Genomic DNA, 18952 nt, shown 5'->3' with positions numbered 1-18952 from the left:
TCAAATCAGAAAATAAATATTAAGTAGCTGAACATGATTAATACAACCCCAGTTTGATCCTGCATCAGCTACTTAATTAGATAAAGCTCTTTCCTTTATTCATGATCTTTACCAAGACTCAATGCAAGCTCATCCCAACGTTGAATCGCTGTGTCCATTGCTTGCATTTTGACATGACCAAAACCACGTACATCTGCTGGTAATTGAGCGATTTGTTCAGCAACAGATAAGTCATAATTTTCAGGTTCAGAACTGATGGCTTTGACAAATGCGATATAACGATCACGCCAAGCCTGTTCTTTTTGACGTTCTTGCTGTAAAGCAAATGGATCAAGGAACGTTTCTCGAAGCCATTGTAGGCGAGCAAGAATCATCATCGGAATACGCATCCAATATCCGAAAGCACGTTTGCGTATGCTGCCATGAGCACCCAAAGCTGGTGGTGCTAAGTGATAGGTTAAACGTAAACCTTGACCAAACTGGGTTTCAATCGATTGTTTAAAGCTTTTTCCTGTGAGTAAGCGTGCAACTTCATATTCATCTTTATACGCCATGACTCTATATAATTGTGTCGCAATGGTTCCAGTTAATTCTTCGGGTAAAACTTTGGTAGCTTGTTCCATCAGAGTTCGATACTGAGCTGCATAATCTTGATTCCAATACTCAACCAAACGAGCAGAGCGATCTTGAATGAGTTCAGCCAGCGTGGTTGGTTTATTCGTCGTTGGTATCGTTGCAATAATGCGTTTGGCTAAGTCAGGATCACTCATCAGATGACAACCGATACGGAAAGCTTCAAGGTTTTTTTCAGTAGCCGTATCATTTAAATGGATTGCCTTTTCAAGACTTTCACGTTTCAACGGAATTTGACCTGCTTGCCAAGCCATGCCAAGTAAGATTTGATTTGCAAAGATTGCATCACCTAAAACCTGTGTGGCAATACGTGTTACAGGTAAAGAAGTGAGTTTTCCTTGAGTCGTTCGACCACGAAGTCGGTGAATCAAATCTGTAATTGGCGCATACCAAACACGAGATTGAAGGAAATCAGAAGTAGGGGAACTATCTTCATTGACGATGATAACAGCATCAGATTTTAGACGAGAAAGTGCCGCATTACTGCCTGCAACAATCGCATCTGCACCGATTAAAACATCACATTGTCCCGCAGGGATTTTAGTTGCGGAGATTTGCTCATCACAAGAAAAGTCTTTGTTACAACTGCTTTGATTAATTTGACGTTTGGTTCCTAATACCGTTTCAACGGGTTCAATCGATAAACAGTTCGATTGTTTAGAACAGTCGCCGCAACCTTCACAAATCTTGCTATTGATAAAAACTCGCTCTGCAATATCTGGATAAGCATTGCGTTTACGGCGACGGCGTTTTTCACTGGCACAGGTTTGAACATAAATTAACGCCGTAACCCCAGAAATCTCACGTAATTTGCGTTGCACATCATCTAGTTCATTTCTATGGTAAATCTCGACGTGAGCAGCAATACCTTCCTCAGCATGAATCAACTCTGGTTCATCAGTAACGATGACTTGTTTTGTGATGCCTTCAGCATCAAGTTGGCGTGTTAACTGTGCCACGCTGAGATGACCATCGACATGTTGTCCACCCGTCATTGCCACTGCATCGTTATAGAGAATTTTGTAGGTCATATTGAGTTTTGCAGCAATCGCTTGGCGGATAGCCAGATAACCTGAATGGAAATAGGTTCCATCGCCAAGATTGGCAAAAATATGCTTTTCATTGGTGAAATGTGAAGCGCCAGCCCAACTTACGCCTTCGCCACCCATTTGCGTGAACGTTTCTGTTTCATGATTCTGTAACACGGCAATATAATGACAACCGATCCCGCCCAGTGCACGACTGCCTTCGGGTAACTTAGTTGATGAGTTGTGAGGGCAGCCGCTACAAAAGAAAGGTTTACGTTCTGCAATATCCAGAACTCGCCGTGATTCATGTTCTGCTTTTTGTAGCAACTCAACTCTATTTTCAATCTGTGTTTTTAAACTTTCTGGAAGATTTAATTTTAAGAATCGAGCTGCCAACATTTTTGCAATCGGTTCAGGTTGGAACTCATAGTGACCAATCAAAGGCGCTTCATTAATCGATGTACTCCATTCACCTTTTCCATCACTCGCCTTACCAATGATACGAGGTCGTTTGCCATCTGGAAGCGCATAGAGTTCATCTTTAATTTGAGCTTCAAGGATCGGACGTTTTTCTTCTACAACAATCAGTTCTTCTAAACCTTCGGCAAATTCACGCAGACCTTGCGGTTCTAAGGGCCAAATTAAAGCAACTTGATACACTCTCAACCCGAGCTGTTGGGCCGTTTCACCTTCAATTCCGAGAATACGTAAGGCTTCAATCGTATCTAAATAACCTTTACCACTTGCTGCAATACCAATACGGGCATCAGCACAATGCCATGTCACCTGATTCAGTTCATTTTCACGTGCATAAGCCAACACAGCGGGTAAGCGATATTGATAAAGGCGTTCTTCTTGTTGAATGCCGTGATCAGGCCAACGAATATTGACACCATCTTCAGGCATTTGAATATTTTGGGGTAAAACAGGAGTAACTCGATCTAAATCAACATGAACAGAAGCCGAAGTTTCGACGATTTCACTGACTAACTTCATCGAAGTCCATACACCCGCAAAGCGTGACATGGCAACCGCATGTGCACCTAAATCAAGAATTTGCTGTATTGAAGTTGGATAAAAAATTGGAATGCCACAACCAATCATCACGTGTTCTGACTGGTGTGGAATACTTGACGATTTACAAGAGTGGTCATCACCAAAGAAGGCAACCACACCACCTCGTTCTGATGTTCCTGCAAGATTGGCATGACGCAGAACATCTCCAGAACGATCTACCCCCGGGCCTTTGCCATACCACCAAGACGTTACACCATCATATTTACCTTGACCTGCGAGATTGGCTTGTTGGGTACCCCAAATTGCTGTAGCAGCGAGATCTTCATTTACGCCAGATTGAAAAACAACATGATGGTCTTTGAGTATGCCTTCAACTTGCCAGAGAAAATTATCATAATTTCCTACAGGAGAACCACGATAACCAGAAATAAAGCCAGCAGTATGATAACCGTTTAAAGTATCCCGCCGTGTTTGTGCGAGTGGTAAACGCACCATAGCCTGAATACCTGTCATGTAAGCAGTACCGTCATCACTGAGATATTTATCTTCAAGTGATACATCCTTGGTTGGAATCTTATTTGGAGTAAATTTTGTCGCTATATTCATTTATATCTCCTTTTGAATTTTGTAGATCGAGCTACTTTCTTTTCTCAACATCCCGTTGAATATTTGGAGTAAATGACATACTCGGAAAAAGATTGATCAGTTCAACTTAGGACAATGAAACTGTTCAATGTATGTACATTAATGTCATTGTGGGTGATCCAGACTGGTGCAACAATGCGTAATTTAGAAAAACATATTTACGTTATGCGCAAAAATCTTGAGGGTGGATTACTGCATGCAATGCATGCTTTTCTAAAAGTCATTGATAGTGGAAGCTTTACGGCTGCCGCAGAGCAGATGGAACTGACAACAGCGCAAGTGTCTCGACTCATTAGCGAGTTAGAAGGACGTTTAGGTACAAAATTACTACAACGATCGACCAGACAGCATGCGTTGACCGATATTGGTGCAGCTTATGCAGAGCAATGTCGTCAAGTACTCGCAATGGTGGAAGAAGCAGAAGCTCAAGCCATGGGAATGGCAAGCAAACCGCAGGGCAAGTTACGTGTTTTGAGTATGGCCAGTTTTGGTCATCATTATGTGTCTCCGATGCTGGCCGAGTTCTGTCAAACCTATCCAGAGCTTACGGTTGAATACCGTACTTCGCAGAATGTACCAGACCTTTTAGCCAAAGGAATTGATGTCAGTTTATATCTCACTGAATCTTTGGCCGACTCAAGATTTGTTGCTCGCCGAATTGGAACAATATTTTCATTACTCTGCGCATCGCCAGCCTATTTAGAAAAATATGGCGAACCAGAATCATTAGATGATCTACAAAAACACGCATGTTTAAGATTGGTGAATCCATCTATTACACCGCAATGGCATCTAGTCCGTGAAAACAGTTGTTCATATCAAATCGATATTACAGGGCAGTTGATTGCTGACACACCAGAACTATTATTAGACATGGTGCAACAAGATATGGGTATCGCATTACTTCCAACTTTTGCTGTGATATACGTACTGGGCGATTGCGCCGTGTTTTAGCAGATTGGAGATCACCTGATATTGGTGTTTATACTTTACTGCCATCGCGTCATTTTATTGATGCTAAGACAAGAGCATGGTTAACCTGGGTTGAACAGCATATTTCGCCTAAAATTCAGAGTGATACAGACTATTTTTTATAATTCCAATTCACGATTCAGATCATTAAGGAAAACATTAAATATAAAGTAGATTTACCGCGAACCACAGTCCATAGATAAGATGCCAATAAAGATTGATAAACAGAGACATTACAAAACTGTCAGCTATGACAGATCAAAGAGCACTTTAACCAAGGCTGGTTATGTGTACATGCGTGATCTACTGGAGACTGTGCTAGAACAACTGAAAAATTCAGAATTAGACAACGATAGAGAAATAGATCAGCTCAAACAGTTTTTTATAAAGTTAGATCATCACATTGATAGGCTGCGCGCGTAGATTTCGGCATAACGTATATTATGTTCATTAGCGTACTCGGCATTGTGAATATAATTTTACTGAGATTCACAATGTCGAGCTGTAGCACCAACTGAGGTTGCGTAGGCTACAGTCTTGGATATGCTATTTAACATAAAATTACGTTATGCGACATCGAGTGCAAAAGAGAAGGGCGATAAATTCGCCCTTTTTTATTTATAAATCTAATAGTCTGGATCGACATAGATTATCAGTCTTTTTTTAGTACTTCTTCCCGATATTTCATTACATCGGAAGTTTTAATATCTTTTAGATGTTTTCTTATAAGTGTATGAAGAACATCAGATTCTTTTATGCGTGACTTCGTTTCAATCATCATATTTAAAGTAAGTTCCTGAAGCATTTCTTCCTCTTCATCTCGAATTCTAACTGTAGTGGACATTTAGTTGCTCCATGTGATTTGTAATTTATATCGTATTACATGTTGTTTTGTAACATCTGACATGTTATTTTTCAGTCAAATGTAACTTGTGACAAATTACAAATGACTAAAGAACAAGCTTTTGAAGACGTATCTAAGATTATTTTCGACCGTGCATGTCAATTAATTGTCGGGGGAAATCCTGCTTATGAATCTGAGCAGGTTCTTTTTCACATTGAAATGGTCATGACAGAGTGGGGCTATCGTTCTGCAAAAGTTGCTGAGTACTGCGATTCACTAAAACAAGAAAACGACATCATGCGTGATATGGGGATTGAATAATGTCTGGTTTCTTAGCTCCTTATTATTTTGGTGTTGTTCTCGGTTTTATTGTTGGTTATGCAGCTTGTTATTACGGGTGGTTTATATGAATAATAATTCGATCAAAAAACAATCAATACCACAAGTTTGTACGTGGGGAATGGGATTTTTAGATACCCCCATTAATAAGATGCCGGTAAAGATTTATGCGTGTAAACCAAAATTTGTATAAAACAGTCAGCTATGACAGAAACAAGGGCACACTCACCAGAGCCGACTATGAGTACATGCGCGATCTACTGGAGAACGTGCTGGAACAACTGCAAAATTCAGAATTAGACAACGATAAAGAAATAGATCAGCTCAAACAGTTTTTTATAAAGTTAGATCATCACATTGATAGGCTGCGCGCGTAGATTTCGGCATAACGTATATTATGTTCATTAGCGTACTCGGCATTGTGAATATAATTTTACTGAGATTCACAATGTCGAGCTGTAGCACCAACTGAGGTTGCGTAGGCTACAGTCTTGGATATGCTATTTAACATAAAATTACGTTATGCGACATCGAGTGCAAAAGAGAAGGGCGATAAATTCGCCCTTTTTTATTTATAAATCTAATAGTCTGGATCGACATAGATTATCAGTCTTTTTTTAGTACTTCTTCCCGATATTTCATTACATCGGAAGTTTTAATATCTTTTAGATGTTTTCTTATAAGTGTATGAAGAACATCAGATTCTTTTATGCGTGACTTCGTTTCAATCATCATATTTAAAGTAAGTTCCTGAAGCATTTCTTCCTCTTCATCTCGAATTCTAACTGTAGTGGACATTTAGTTGCTCCATGTGATTTGTAATTTATATCGTATTACATGTTGTTTTGTAACATCTGACATGTTATTTTTCAGTCAAATGTAACTTGTGACAAATTACAAATGACTAAAGAACAAGCTTTTGAAGACGTATCTAAGATTATTTTCGACCGTGCATGTCAATTAATTGTCGGGGGAAATCCTGCTTATGAATCTGAGCAGGTTCTTTTTCACATTGAAATGGTCATGACAGAGTGGGGCTATCGTTCTGCAAAAGTTGCTGAGTACTGCGATTCACTAAAACAAGAAAACGACATCATGCGTGATATGGGGATTGAATAATGTCTGGTTTCTTAGCTCCTTATTATTTTGGTGTTGTTCTCGGTTTTATTGTTGGTTATGCAGCTTGTTATTACGGGTGGTTTATATGAATAATAATTCGATCAAAAAACAATCAATACCACAAGTTTGTACGTGGGGAATGGGATTTTTAGATACCCCCATTAATAAGATGCCGGTAAAGATTTATGCGTGTAAACCCACATTTGTACAAAACTGGAAGCTATGACAGATCAAAGGGCGTTTTAACCAAGGCTGACTATGTGTATATGCGCGATCTACTGGAGAACGTGCTGGAACAACTGCAAAATTCAGAATTAGACAACGATAAAGAAATAGATCAGCTCAAACAGTTTTTTATCAAGTTAGATCATCACATCGATAGGCTGCGCGCGTAGATTTCGGCATAACGTATATTATGTTCATTAGCGTACTCGGCATCGTGAATATAATTTTACTGAGATTCACGATGTCGAGCTGTAGCACCAACTGAGGTTGCGTAGGCTACAGTCTTGGATATGCTATTTAACATAATATACATTATACGCAATCTAAGTGTAACTCCAAAATAGAAATGTCCGCTTTTAGAATATGCGCTGTTGCAATTTTCTTAGCGGACGGTTTGATATGTTGGTGTCTATGTCGGATAAAGAACTTAAACGATTGTCGGTCTTGCAAGAAATCTGTGATCAACGCATAACCCAGCCCCAGGCTGCTCAGCTACTTCATATTTCAGAACGTCAGATCAGACGTTTATTGCAAAAATACAAAACTCAAGGTCCAACTGCATTAGCCCATGCTGCACGTGGCCAAATCAGCAATTCCAGGCTTCCTGAAGAGCTCAGACTCAAGTGCCTCAATCTGGTCGCTGAACAATTCCATGGTTTCGGACCCACTTTAGCGCATGAAAAGCTCACCACCGTTCATGGCTTTGATATTTCAGTTGAAACACTGCGTTCCTGGATGATTGCAGCAGATCTGTGGATTCCTCGCGCCAAGCGCCTGAAACGCCCGTATCAGCCTCGTTACAACCGGGATTGCTTTGGTGAACTGATCCAAATTGATGGCTCACACCATGACTGGTTTGAAGGACGCGCTGCTAAGTGCTGTTTGCTGGTGTTTATCGATGATGCGACAGGAAAATTGCAGCATTTACGCTTCTGTGAATCAGAATCAACCTTTGACTATATGATTTCAACACGTTTATATGTCGAACAGCACGGTAAGCCTTTAGCGTTTTACAGCGACAAACATTCAGTCTTTAGAGTGAATCAAAGCAGCAAGAAAGACACCAAGATTACCCAGTTTGGACGTGTACTCAGCACCCTCAATATCGATATCATCTTCGCCAATTCACCACAGGCCAAAGGCCGTGTAGAACGGGCGAATAGAACGCTTCAGGACCGTCTGATCAAAGAAATGCGCTTGGAAGGCATCTGTTCGATTGAGCAAGCTAATGCCTGGCTACCCTGCTTCATTGAGCAGTTCAATCAGAAGTTCGCCAAGATGGCTTTTAATCCTAAGAATCTACATCGGCCTATCACTGAAACAGCCGAAGAATTAGATGATATTTTTACTTGGCGTGAACCCCGCAGAGTCACCAATAGCCTGACGATTACTTATGATAAATGCGTATATCTCCTGGAAAACACCGAAGAAAATCAAAGGTTGATCGGTAAGTATCTTGAGTTCCTGGAATACCCGGATGGTACTGTAGCCCTCATGCATGATGGCCGAAAGATCAATTACAGCCTCTTCGATAAATTAAGTCAGCTGAATCAGCGAGAGATTGTTGAGAATAAACGGTTGAGTGCTGTTCTGAATCATATCCAACAACAGCATGAAGAACTGGAACAGCAAAACAAACGTAATCGTTCTCAAAAGATGCCAAGCAGACGTGCACAGAAAACAGCGATTGAACAACGAAATCTAAATCCTGTGCTTGACTTGGAAATGTCCATATAGGACATTTCTATTTGGTTATTAGGTAGGACATTTCTACTTGGGAATAACAATAAATTATTTATATCACATCAAATTCAATTCGACGGTTTTTCTTACGGCCATCTGCAGTCGCATTATCAGCAACAGGTTTGTTTGAGCCCAATCCTTCAACACTTAAGCGTTCTGCTGCAATACTTTTATTGATCAAATAATTTTTCACAGCTACAGCACGTTCTTTACTTAAAGCAAGATTCTTTGCGACGTCACCTGAACTATCTGTATGTCCGATAATTTTGACCTTTTTCCCTCCAACCTTATTTAGCGCCACCGCCATTTCATCTAAGATCTGAGTCCCACTCACAGCCAAAACTGCACTGCCAGATTCAAATTCTATAATTCTGTTTTTAAGCGCTTCATCTATGATTTGCTGTTCAGCCTGATTGACAGAAAGCTGCGCATTCAAGCGATATGGTGGCGTTACTAAACTTTGGAATAAGTTTGTTGTTGGCTGAACTTCATTTGAACTCGATATTTTTCCATTAAGTTCCATTTGCGTACCACGTACAGAAAGTTTACCTTGGTAAACTTTTTTTAACTCTGGAACCACCATATTCGCAACAGATTCACTCCAACCATTCGGAGCGCTAACTGCTTTAACCTTTATTTTATCAATCACTTGGTCAGCGCCATAGACACTGTACATCTTGTTTAAAATGATTTGCTTACTGGCATCATTTGGAACAACACCTTCAACAATAATCGGTTCAGCCCAGACATTCACGCTCAAAACCAACGTTAAAGTCAGCAGCCATTTATTTGACTTAAATCTATGATTTATTTTCATATTTTACTAATCTATAAAAGTTTTTTTAAAAATTTTCACAGCTTGTATTAAGCTCAATTGCCGCTCACACAAAGCTTGCTCCAGCGTTGCCAAACCGGCATTTTGCTCTAAATATGCATCAATCCAATTGGCTTGGACCAATGAAACCCAGTGATCTGAATCTAACTTTTGCGTGAAAATTTCACTTAAGGTCATAATATCTGCCCCTTGAAAGCCAAAAAGAAGTACTGGTTTTTCGCTATGTAAAATCCCTATCAGAAGCTCAGCATTTTGATTTTGAATAAAAAAACTGATTAGATTGACCCAAAAAGCTGCAATTTCATAGCAGTAGCTAGAGTTATTAATAGGTAAAATCAACACTTTAGTTAAGCGACTAGTACCATGTTGAATGACGGGCTGTAACAATAATCCGAGTCCAATCATGCTTTGTGCAAGCTCGTAACTGCTCATTCTTAGTAATTGAGCAAATGAATGTATCGTATGGTGTTCATAAAATGCCGAAACTTCGCTGTTATTAAAAACCTGTATCTCATTATTTAATTTAGATAATTTATCAAGCACGATATTGGGGTCACGTATCGAACGTATCACACGATTCTTTTGGAATAAATCGATTAAAGTTTGCTTATAGCGATATGGCGCATAAATAAGATTATCAAAACTATTTTCAACCTCTAATAAGTGGCTCAAAACCATTGGAAATTGACGACCAGAACTATCGTGACTGGCTATCAAATTTGCCACAAGAAAATTATTTTCTTGTGGATTGGCAATAAAAAAGTCTAATGAAGGTAGCTTTTCATACGCTTGACTAAATCCCTCTGATTGCATGGCATGTTCTAATGCTTCAGTAATCCACTGATCAATCAGTTGAATTAAGGCATACTGACCGCGTGTTTTTAAGAAATCACCACGTGCAGGACATTTTCCGTAATATAATGCTAAGGTCCGCAGTTCATCCATCACAATACTCCTTACAACCTAGCCACTTTCGAGAAATCATAAACGAGACTCCTGTATACCCGGTGTTGGAGCTTTAGGACTTGCAACAGTTGCTGAAGGTGTGGTTTGCGCTGCCACCACACGTACGGATTTAGTGGTGACAATTTGATCGACCAGTTGCATCCCATTGTAACTGCGCTGCCCGCCTACTCCACCATTTGCATCGCCGCTGATTAAACGGAAATTGACTTTTACTGCAAGTTCTGGATTTTGCTGATTTCTCCAAATCATTTCATAGCTTCCGCCACGTTGCGTTCGCTCAGCACCATCAATTAAACGATTAATGCCATATTCACTGGGCGCCTCAAAAATCGTATGCGTTTTCCCATCTAAATCAATGGCTGTAATACGCGCGCCTGGAATTGCTCCAGCATTGGGCCATACAAAATTCACCCATTGTTGAATGCCGTTTTCATAAAGCATTCTTTGTCCATCAATATCAATGGTATAAGATAAAAACTTAGGATTTTCAATTGGGTAAAATTGAAAATTAGATTGCGCTGTAGCAGCAGGTGCAGATGAAGCTTGATTTAACGCTCCTGTTGCCATGCCATTACTTGGCGCAACATAGCTTTGAAAATTCATCACAAACTGTGGATTCAAGCTAATCCCTAAATCTTTCCACGTCTTAGAAGTCAAGGTATAACCACGACGAATAACCAGTGGATCAAGATACTCTTTGATATAACGCGCAATACTGCCATTTTCGCCAAGAATCTGACTAATTTCATTGCTGGTTGCTTGCAATGTCGCTGAAGAGTTGAATGGATACTTTTTACTCAGGTTCGTGTTAAAAGGTTGATGGACTTGCATAACCCATAGCTTATTCATCTCATCTTGTGCGGGGAGAATTAAACTTTCAAATGATTGTGTCAGTGGCGACATCAACAGCTTTTGGAGCAGTTTCTGATCAACCTCAGACAGGCCCACAGACATTTTTTCATCGACCAGCTTCTGTGTTGTATTAAAGACAGAATTTTGCTCATTAATGGTCGACTTAACCAAACTCATTGCAGATGGTCCAATATCCCCTGAGCTTTTCAAGTCATTGAATTTACTTCGGACTTGAGCTAAAGATTGCATGTATTCATCAAGCAAAGACTTATTTTGTTGGTCGTCACGCTTACGCACCAACTGATAAAACATCTGGAATTCTTTAGAAATCGGGCCTTGCGCTTGATTCATGACTTTAGCATCAAGCTGAGTTTCATCTCGTCTTAATACTTTGCGCTTAAACCAAGCCACAAAACCTGTTTGCGGCGCTGCCAGCTCCGCCATTACGACTGGATTGTCCCAACTGGTTTCTTTCGCAACGCGATCAAAAACACTTCGAATGGGTGAGTTTTCAGGCTCGCCTAAAACTTGAACGAAACTCGCCTGTTGTCCGTAATCCTTAGCTTTTGCATAATGTATCGCACCTAAAAATTTCCGCCACTCTGCAATATATTCTTTTTTATAGAGTTCTGTGAGCTGTTTACGAATTTGATCTGGACTACCACTAAATGATAAGTCATCTGATTGTGTGCTGTTAAGTACCCAGTCTTTGGTATCCGTAGGACGTTTTGCAACTTCATCGATGGCTTGTTCAACATATTCTGACCATGCAGCATGTGTAAACATACCTGGTAAGGCATAACTGCCTAAAATTGCATTTTGATTGGCATCGCCAAGCATTTGTTTTATGGTTAATGCTGGATAACGGACAGCCGCACGCATTTTTAATTCATTATAAACACGGTCTCGTGCAGGCATTCCACGAACAACAGACAGAAGAACTTGACGTGTTTGATCCACCACTAAGCTATCTGAGCTGAGTACTGGAAATTTAGGGTCACCAGCTAAAGTCATGCTATATGACAAAATTTGCTCTGCCTTTTGGATCATTTCGCCGCGCGGCATTTGCCCACGATTATTATCCAACCATGAACGCCAGAAACGTGTGACTTGGTCACTTAAATGACTTGCATCCATATATTGAGTATTGCCCATCATTAAATAGGCTTTTAAAGCATTGTATGCATCTTGTGGATTTGCATCATTAGGCTCTAAATATTGCTGTGTTTTTGCAACAGGCGTCAGCTCTACGTTTGCATGGTTTGTGCGCAATTTTTCTTCATTGCTTTTCACCCGCTGTAAATATTGGGCAATATTTTGTTGTGTTGGAATCAAGACAATTTGCTCAACACCCTTTAAATATTCAGTTTTTAGCTTCTCCCGCAGCTCATCTCCCTGATATAGACCAAAACCCAGCTTTAAAGGACGATCTTCTTCAAATTGGTCCAACTGCTGCATGCGTTCCTGTAAAATCAAGAGTGCACTCAGTTGTGTAGACAACTCTTGACCCGATTGCTTTTCAAGTAAAACGACTTTGTCTAAATCGGCTTGTACGTCTGCAATCAATTGTTGATTATTCCGATAAGACCACACCCATAGACTTAGAATAATAGCTACACCAAATAAAGCGGCAACAAAGGCAATATAACGCTGACGCTTTCGGCTAGGGTTAATATGTTGTTTAACGAGGTTCTTGTCTTTCAGAATAATGTCTGAAAATAAACCTTTTAAAAAATAGCCATGGTTTTGCGAAACAGAGCGCGTTGGAATGCCATTTTCATTGTCTAAACCTTTTTGCAATAAAAAGTCTTGAGCAATTTGCTCAGTCATTGGACTTTCAATAATGCCTTCTTGAAGTGCGCTGGTGAAATAAAAGCCACGGAAAACAGGTTTAAATTGATAAGGGTTATCTTCAAACAGCGTGCCAATAAATGTCTTTAATGCAGGCTTTAAGCTTTTAAACTCTAAAGGAAATGTCATGACACTTGGAGAAATATTCTGCGAGTGTCGGCGGCTAAGATGTGTCGTACTAACGCCTTTTAAACCGTCATATAAGATGGAATAGTGTTTTTCAAACAGTTCAACAGCATTATTGGCCCCATCGGTTGTATAAGGCAGTGTTGCCCCCCAAACCTGATCAAACTCACCGACTTCATAGCATTCAAAAAACTCAGTAAAGCCTGCTATCAAATCCATTTTAGAGAAGACCAAATAAACAGGTGAAAAAACTTCTAAGCGCTCAGTAAGATCTTGAATCCGTGCACGTAAATTCTTTGCCAATTTGATCGACTTTTCTGGGCTGTTACTGACCAACTCAGCAATACTAACAATCACGATCAAGCCATTGATTGGTGCTTTTGAGCGGTTTTTTTTCAAAATATTTAAAAAACCTAGCCACTCAAAATGATCTTCCGCATAGACGGAATAACGACCTGCAGTATCTAATAACACGCCTTCTGTTGAAAAAAACCAGTCGCAATGACGCGTTCCGCTTAATCCAGCAGAAACTGATTTTTGATGGGTTTCTTCAAAAGGAAATTTTAAACCTGAGTTATAAATGGCCGAACTTTTACCCGCAGCAGGATTACCAATTACCATATACCATGGCAACTCGTAGAGTGCAGCATTGCCCTTTTTATCTCCCAGTTTTGATTTTCGAATCAACTGAATAGATTCTTTCATTTGTTGCTGAATCAAATGAAGTTCATCTTTGTTTTTTTGTTTGCCATATTCCGCATGCGTATCATGTGCAATGGCATCGGCAAGAGCTTCACCTTGTGCAGCATGTCGACGACGTACAATGAGTAAATAAATCCCCCACAGCATCAACCCGAATACATAACAAATCATTAAAGGCCAAAAGATTTTGGCTGGAATGACGTTATACATGGCCATTAGTGCGACAAAACCTGATATAGCCATAATAGCTTTAGGGTTGCTCACATACTGCCAAACATAACCTAAGACGTTGTAAAATAAAGAATTCACAATACTCTCTTATTCTTTTTTAATTTAAATGGTTGGTTCTACAGGGATATTACTGTCTTCACACGCATGTAGAAAACAATGTGTAGACATTTGATCAATGCTATAAATCATCGCCATCAACTCATCAGGCAAATGCATACTCAACATAAATCCAAATACTTTGGCCAAATGCTGCGTATGTCCAAAGCTTTGTTTGGTATGAATGAAGTGATGCGATTCAATCCCACTTCGATCGAAAATTTGGTTAAGTTTTTTCATGGTTTGAATGTCTGTAATATCATCGAGCATCAGCACAAAAGGCTGAATATCTTTAAATTGTTCTAATTGCTTCATCGCTGGGGATGCAAAATGATTGGCAAGATTGGCCTCGTTTAGTGCAATCTTGAGTTGTTTTAAGGGTTTGATATCAAGTAATGGTAAAGAAGATGATGCTAAGCACCAACTAGAGGCATATTCAGCAGGCAAGTAATGGTCGGTTAACCATGTTTTTTCATCGAGCAGTTCTTGGTCAATTTCAGAATCTACATTCAGGATGAACGTAATTTCCTCTGACTGCTGAGAAATTTGCTCCAATAACAGCATCCAATCTTTATAGGCTGTTTCTTGACTGAAATAATGGTGCTCAAGATGAATTTGCTGCGTAATCACGCCCAGTGAACTTAAATAATCCTGTACCACACCACTGCTTTGTTCTTCATTCCAAACATGTAACATCGATTCAGGCAGCAGCATATGTATATTGATACGGTTTAATTTAGCAACCTGCTGCACATCAGGTTGTTCCTCTGGTTCATTGCTATCATATTCACTCGTAGGATCAATCCATGCCGGATGCATACGATATTCATAAGCCAATTCACTGTCATAAAATAAGGCCGATTGCTTTAAATGCTGTGAGATTTGCCACAATGTTTCTGCATGTTGCTCTAGTTGATGCTCGATCAGGGCTTGAATTCGCAGATGGCGCGGATGATCAACGGCCTCATCATCATCCTGATTTGTAATGACATGGTCGAGTGCATGTATGCGATAAGACAGCATTGGTAAGCCATAGGCGTTTTGTAATTGTGTATCTAACTCTGGGCTTTTAAATTTTTTAATCTCGTCAAGAATCTCGTCATTTTCCCCAAAGGCACTATATGCAGACGAGGAATAAATATTCAGGTTTAACCACTGAACTTCAACAGCTTCAGCCTGTTGGTTCTCATCATCCTGATGCTGCTCTACTTGCGCTTGTTTTTGTTGCTCTTTGCGCTTTTGGTGAGCTTTAATGGCATGATAAATAAATACTGGAGACCATAAAACTACGCACAGAATCAATGGAAATAGAAGTAAATAATTAAGCAGGTCTGCCCCAGTTGGGTCATACTGAATGTCACGCCAGTAAAAAATGACGATTCCTGCGACAAGCAACAATAAGCTGCTCAAAGTACCAATAAAGAGCTTAAGCATGCCCCATCCCCATCAATGTATAACAGGTTTCGTGATTGTGTTCGGTCTGCATCGGCATTAAAAAAGCGCCTTGTGATAAACCAATGGTCATCGTTGAACCCAGGCGAATCGGTTGAATATCTTCTTTCCTCAAGATGATTCTTAAATCCACCCCAAGCGTTGGACTGAGCCAGCTTGCGAGTAATCGTTTGAGTTTTATACTCTCAGCTTGATCGGGTAAAAATTTTAAGTATTCGGCGTATGGGACGGGGCCAACTTCTATTTCAATTTTTCCATCTATTTGACGGATATTTTCTCCACAAAAGGTATTAATGCCCAATTGATTATTGCCTCCCAGTGTGCTTCTTTGTTCGGGGGACAAATGAAAGACCTCTTCAACAAATTCTTTAATCTTAAAATGTTGCTTAAACACGCAACTCAGCATGGTTTTTAGCGCATGTGATGTATTATTTTGCCCCTGCATTAACCCAGCGAATTCGGCAAAATAATCATCTAAATCCTGTTGTTCATGTTGAGTACTCACATAGCCATTTAGTGCATGCAAAATATCGAGGTAATGGTTTTCTTGCTCAATCTCATAGCGAATCGGTAAATGGTAAGCTAAAGATGCATCCACATATTGCGCCGTGAGCTTATGATTAAATAAACCTAAAAAATGAAGTGTTTCATTCCGTTGTATACGTGCACTTTGTCTAATCTTATTGGTATAGCTATACGGTAAGGTGCCCTGAATCCCAGTTAAACCAATCATTAAATTGGTTAAGTGAATTTTTTCTTCGTCAAGGGTCAAACTCTCAATTTCTGCATTCGGAAAATTGAGATTCAGTGAACTATGAAACTTAAATTGCTTTGCCCAATCCCCTTCTTTTTGAGCATGGGGAGCTTCCGCATGTCGTAGTAATCGCGTGGCCTGAATAAATTCAAAAGCGTTCGGTTGTTCAACCAGCACGTCAACTATAGAAGTGTCTTGCCACCAACGTTCTGCACGCATTGGTATAACTCCTGTTGAGATTGAGCATCTGAAATAACAACATCGACAAAACTGTTCATCTGGACTTTTAGATTAAAGACATGCGACAACAACTGACTAAAAATATACAGGCTATGTCCTCGAAACACTTTCGAATCAATCCCTAAATTTACTTTCAACCCTCGTATAAAGAGCGGGAATGGTTTTGCATCTACCATCTTTTGCTTTAATTCAAAATTAACCGACTGAATCGCATTAATAATAAGGTGGTTTTCTTTGAGCTGAGGCAGGTTATACAGTTCAAGCAATTCCTGAATATGGCTTAAAGCATCGCCCTTGGTGAGAGATAAAGTATTTAATGATAAATGCGAAATGATCCGCCATTGCTCTTTTTTATTTTGTTCAAAGTAATAGGGTTTATTCGGTCTTTTTAAAACCACAGCTCGCCGTGCCAGACTACTGTCATTCAAATTTAATATATTGTTGGCTTGGCTCAATGCCTCATGGGGTAAATCACGATTGGAGCATAATAATTGCGTACTGATAAAATCAGATTTGGTTGTTTCAGGTGATAAATGTTTTGAAATAATACTATAACCTGTTTCAACATATTTATTTTGTAGCTGTGCCGAATTCAAACTATAAAAAAACTGAGTCTCATCCTTTTGATAATGACTCATCGCAAAGAATGGATAAATGTCAAAAGTAGTTTGATCTTTATTCGACTTTTCACGAATCATTTGCATTTTAGTAATCGAATAAGTTTGATAAAACTCAGGATGATGAGCATCGGTAATTAAAGGATATTCGAGTTGTTGATGATTAATTTTTTGAGGTTCAGCCTGTTTTTTAAATAAATTGATAACTGGTACTACATATAATTTAAAGTTTGCGATATTCAACTCAGAATAATTTCGAATATTGACCTGATCATTTAAATTCAGTTTAAGATGAATCAAAATTTCAAACTGATTTTGCTCTTTTTCTAAATATTTTAACAAACCTAAGTTCATATTGAGGAAATTAAATTTTTCAGAAAAACAGAAATATTCCATCAACAGCCGGTATGCATGATGTGTATGTTGATCCAAGGGCAACAGACTTTCAGTTTCAGCAAAACCCATGATACTAAACGGATTTGGGATGTCGATGACGCGATGACCAACCTTTAATGAAAATCCTGTACTCGACTGGAACACAGCATCCAAAACTTGTAGTGGAAAATTGGATATCGCATCCAAATAAATAGGCAAATTTTCTTTTTCTAAAATTCGATGTGCCTGATTAAAAATATTAAATCCTAAGCTAAGAGTTGCATTTTGATTTAAATGCATATGCGCACTAGGATTCGTTTTAAAATTGAGATGACTCAGCTCAATGGGTAATAACTTTAGTTCTTGTGTGGTGCTAAATTCACACTGCACACCTTTAAAACCTCTTGATTTTATTGCAGTATTTTTAGGAATAAGATGAGCTTCAGTTAATTGTTTACACTTATTTAGGTCTTCAAAACTGACCACAGTACATGCAGGAAATGGTTTGAGGTATTGAGGGAACATCACCTCAAACAAAGACCGAGTAAAGATGTCGTAACTGTCCGCCAGTTTCTTATCGATTCTTGCTGCAATTAAAGAAAAAGACTGAATTAAGCGTTCAATATGTGGATCATCTACTTGTTCTTGGTTTAAGGATAAACGCTGAGCGATTTTTGGGTATTTTTGCGAAAACTCACGGGACTGCTGCCCAAATTCTTGTAATTGTTTTTCGTAGTACGGTAATAATTCTTCAATCACAAATCAGCCCCATTAAGCTCTTGCAGAAATAACATATTGTTGTGTTGTCGGTTTGAGCAAAGCATCAAAAATCACGGGTTCATATAAAGGATGAATATTTAAATAGGCTTGAATACTTAAACACAAAGCCCCCATATTCTGTCCATCGAGCAACATTTCAACTTTGATTTGTTTCAGTCTCGGCTCATGCGCTGTAATAGACGCTGCAATCGACTGGCAAATTTTATCGCGATCGGTCGGATTTGCAGTCGATAATCCAACAAAATCAATGATTCCAAACTGAACAATGGACTTTTTTACCAACGGAAAAGCATCAATTGAATCATTAAAATTGGCCATACGACTGTTCAACAAATCTTCTAAGTCGGTCGCGACGGATTCACGTAGCTCCTGAAGAGACATCCCCAATCGATCCTGTTCAGTGGTCGGTAGTAATCGGTCAAATAACGTTTTTCTAAACCCATAGGGATAAAGCTGATCTAGATTCATGTTGATTAAAATCATCTCGCATGAATAAAGGCCAACGTTGGT

General features: G+C 39.4%; 14 protein-coding genes and 1 pseudogene. 5 read left to right on the top strand and 10 right to left on the bottom strand.

The window, feature by feature from the left end; genetic code table 11:
- Positions 1-95 precede the first annotated feature (95 nt).
- Entirely contained in the window at positions 96-3284 is a 3189-nt protein-coding gene (locus HUK62_RS08895; protein WP_176537660.1) for an indolepyruvate ferredoxin oxidoreductase family protein, read from the bottom strand.
- A 204-nt stretch (positions 3285-3488) separates the two neighbouring features.
- Here HUK62_RS08895 and HUK62_RS08890 point away from each other — a divergent pair.
- A pseudogene (locus tag HUK62_RS08890) lies at positions 3489-4420 on the top strand (LysR substrate-binding domain-containing protein).
- 527 nt (positions 4421-4947) lie between these two features.
- Here HUK62_RS08890 and HUK62_RS08885 read toward each other — a convergent pair.
- Positions 4948-5139, bottom strand: a complete 192-nt coding sequence (locus tag HUK62_RS08885; protein WP_004979651.1) for a hypothetical protein — start codon at positions 5137-5139, stop codon at positions 4948-4950.
- Positions 5140-5241: 102 nt separating this feature from the next.
- Between HUK62_RS08885 and HUK62_RS08880 the strand changes: the two genes are divergently transcribed.
- The gene (locus tag HUK62_RS08880; RefSeq protein ID WP_176537659.1) at positions 5242-5460 is read left to right on the top strand and encodes a hypothetical protein; all 219 of its coding nucleotides are present in this window, start codon (positions 5242-5244) and stop codon (positions 5458-5460) included.
- 624 nt (positions 5461-6084) lie between these two features.
- On the opposite strand, the gene HUK62_RS08875 is transcribed toward HUK62_RS08880, so the two are convergent.
- On the bottom strand, positions 6085-6276 hold the full coding sequence (locus HUK62_RS08875) for a hypothetical protein (protein ID WP_004979651.1): 192 nt from the start codon (positions 6274-6276) through the stop codon (positions 6085-6087).
- A gap of 102 nt (positions 6277-6378) precedes the next feature.
- Here HUK62_RS08875 and HUK62_RS08870 point away from each other — a divergent pair, with 102 nt between their 5' ends.
- The 3 genes from HUK62_RS08870 to HUK62_RS08860 all read left to right on the top strand — a co-directional run bounded on the left by HUK62_RS08870 (position 6379) and on the right by HUK62_RS08860 (position 8559).
- Positions 6379-6597, top strand: coding sequence for a hypothetical protein (locus HUK62_RS08870; RefSeq protein ID WP_176537659.1), 219 nt, complete (start codon positions 6379-6381; stop codon positions 6595-6597).
- Between the two features lie 185 nt (positions 6598-6782).
- Positions 6783-6992, top strand: coding sequence for a hypothetical protein (locus tag HUK62_RS08865; protein WP_176537658.1), 210 nt, complete (start codon positions 6783-6785; stop codon positions 6990-6992).
- 241 nt (positions 6993-7233) lie between these two features.
- A complete protein-coding gene (locus HUK62_RS08860) occupies positions 7234-8559 on the top strand; it encodes an ISNCY family transposase (RefSeq protein WP_096902756.1) in 1326 nt (441 codons plus the stop codon).
- 58 nt (positions 8560-8617) lie between these two features.
- Here the strand turns inward: HUK62_RS08860 and HUK62_RS08855 are convergent, their stop codons facing one another.
- The 7 genes from HUK62_RS08855 to tssE all read right to left on the bottom strand — a co-directional run bounded on the left by HUK62_RS08855 (position 8618) and on the right by tssE (position 18910).
- Complete coding sequence (locus tag HUK62_RS08855; protein WP_176537657.1) at positions 8618-9382, bottom strand: OmpA family protein; 765 nt, start codon at positions 9380-9382, stop codon at positions 8618-8620.
- Between the two features lie 6 nt (positions 9383-9388).
- Entirely contained in the window at positions 9389-10345 is a 957-nt protein-coding gene (tagF, locus tag HUK62_RS08850; protein ID WP_176537656.1) for a type VI secretion system-associated protein TagF, read from the bottom strand.
- 36 nt (positions 10346-10381) lie between these two features.
- Positions 10382-14140 (bottom strand): type VI secretion system membrane subunit TssM, encoded by a 3759-nt coding sequence (gene tssM / locus HUK62_RS08845; protein WP_176538466.1) that lies wholly within the window; start codon positions 14138-14140, stop codon positions 10382-10384.
- A 90-nt stretch (positions 14141-14230) separates the two neighbouring features.
- Entirely contained in the window at positions 14231-15658 is a 1428-nt protein-coding gene (locus HUK62_RS08840; protein ID WP_176537655.1) for a hypothetical protein, read from the bottom strand.
- Positions 15651-16649 (bottom strand): type VI secretion system baseplate subunit TssG, encoded by a 999-nt coding sequence (gene tssG / locus HUK62_RS08835; protein WP_176537654.1) that lies wholly within the window; start codon positions 16647-16649, stop codon positions 15651-15653. Before tssG ends, HUK62_RS08840 begins: the two co-directional genes overlap by 8 nt.
- Positions 16613-18421, bottom strand: coding sequence for a type VI secretion system baseplate subunit TssF (gene tssF, locus HUK62_RS08830; protein WP_176537653.1), 1809 nt, complete (start codon positions 18419-18421; stop codon positions 16613-16615). Before tssF ends, tssG begins: the two co-directional genes overlap by 37 nt.
- A 12-nt stretch (positions 18422-18433) precedes the next feature.
- Positions 18434-18910 carry a type VI secretion system baseplate subunit TssE gene (gene tssE / locus HUK62_RS08825; protein WP_010326723.1) on the bottom strand — a complete coding sequence of 159 codons (477 nt, stop codon included), beginning with the start codon at positions 18908-18910 and terminating at the stop codon, positions 18434-18436.
- Positions 18911-18952 lie beyond the last annotated feature (42 nt).

Origin of the sequence: Acinetobacter sp. NEB 394 (assembly GCF_013374795.1) — a bacterium.
Lineage (GTDB): Bacteria > Pseudomonadota > Gammaproteobacteria > Pseudomonadales > Moraxellaceae > Acinetobacter > Acinetobacter johnsonii.
This window is presented reverse-complemented; position numbering and strand designations above follow the sequence as displayed.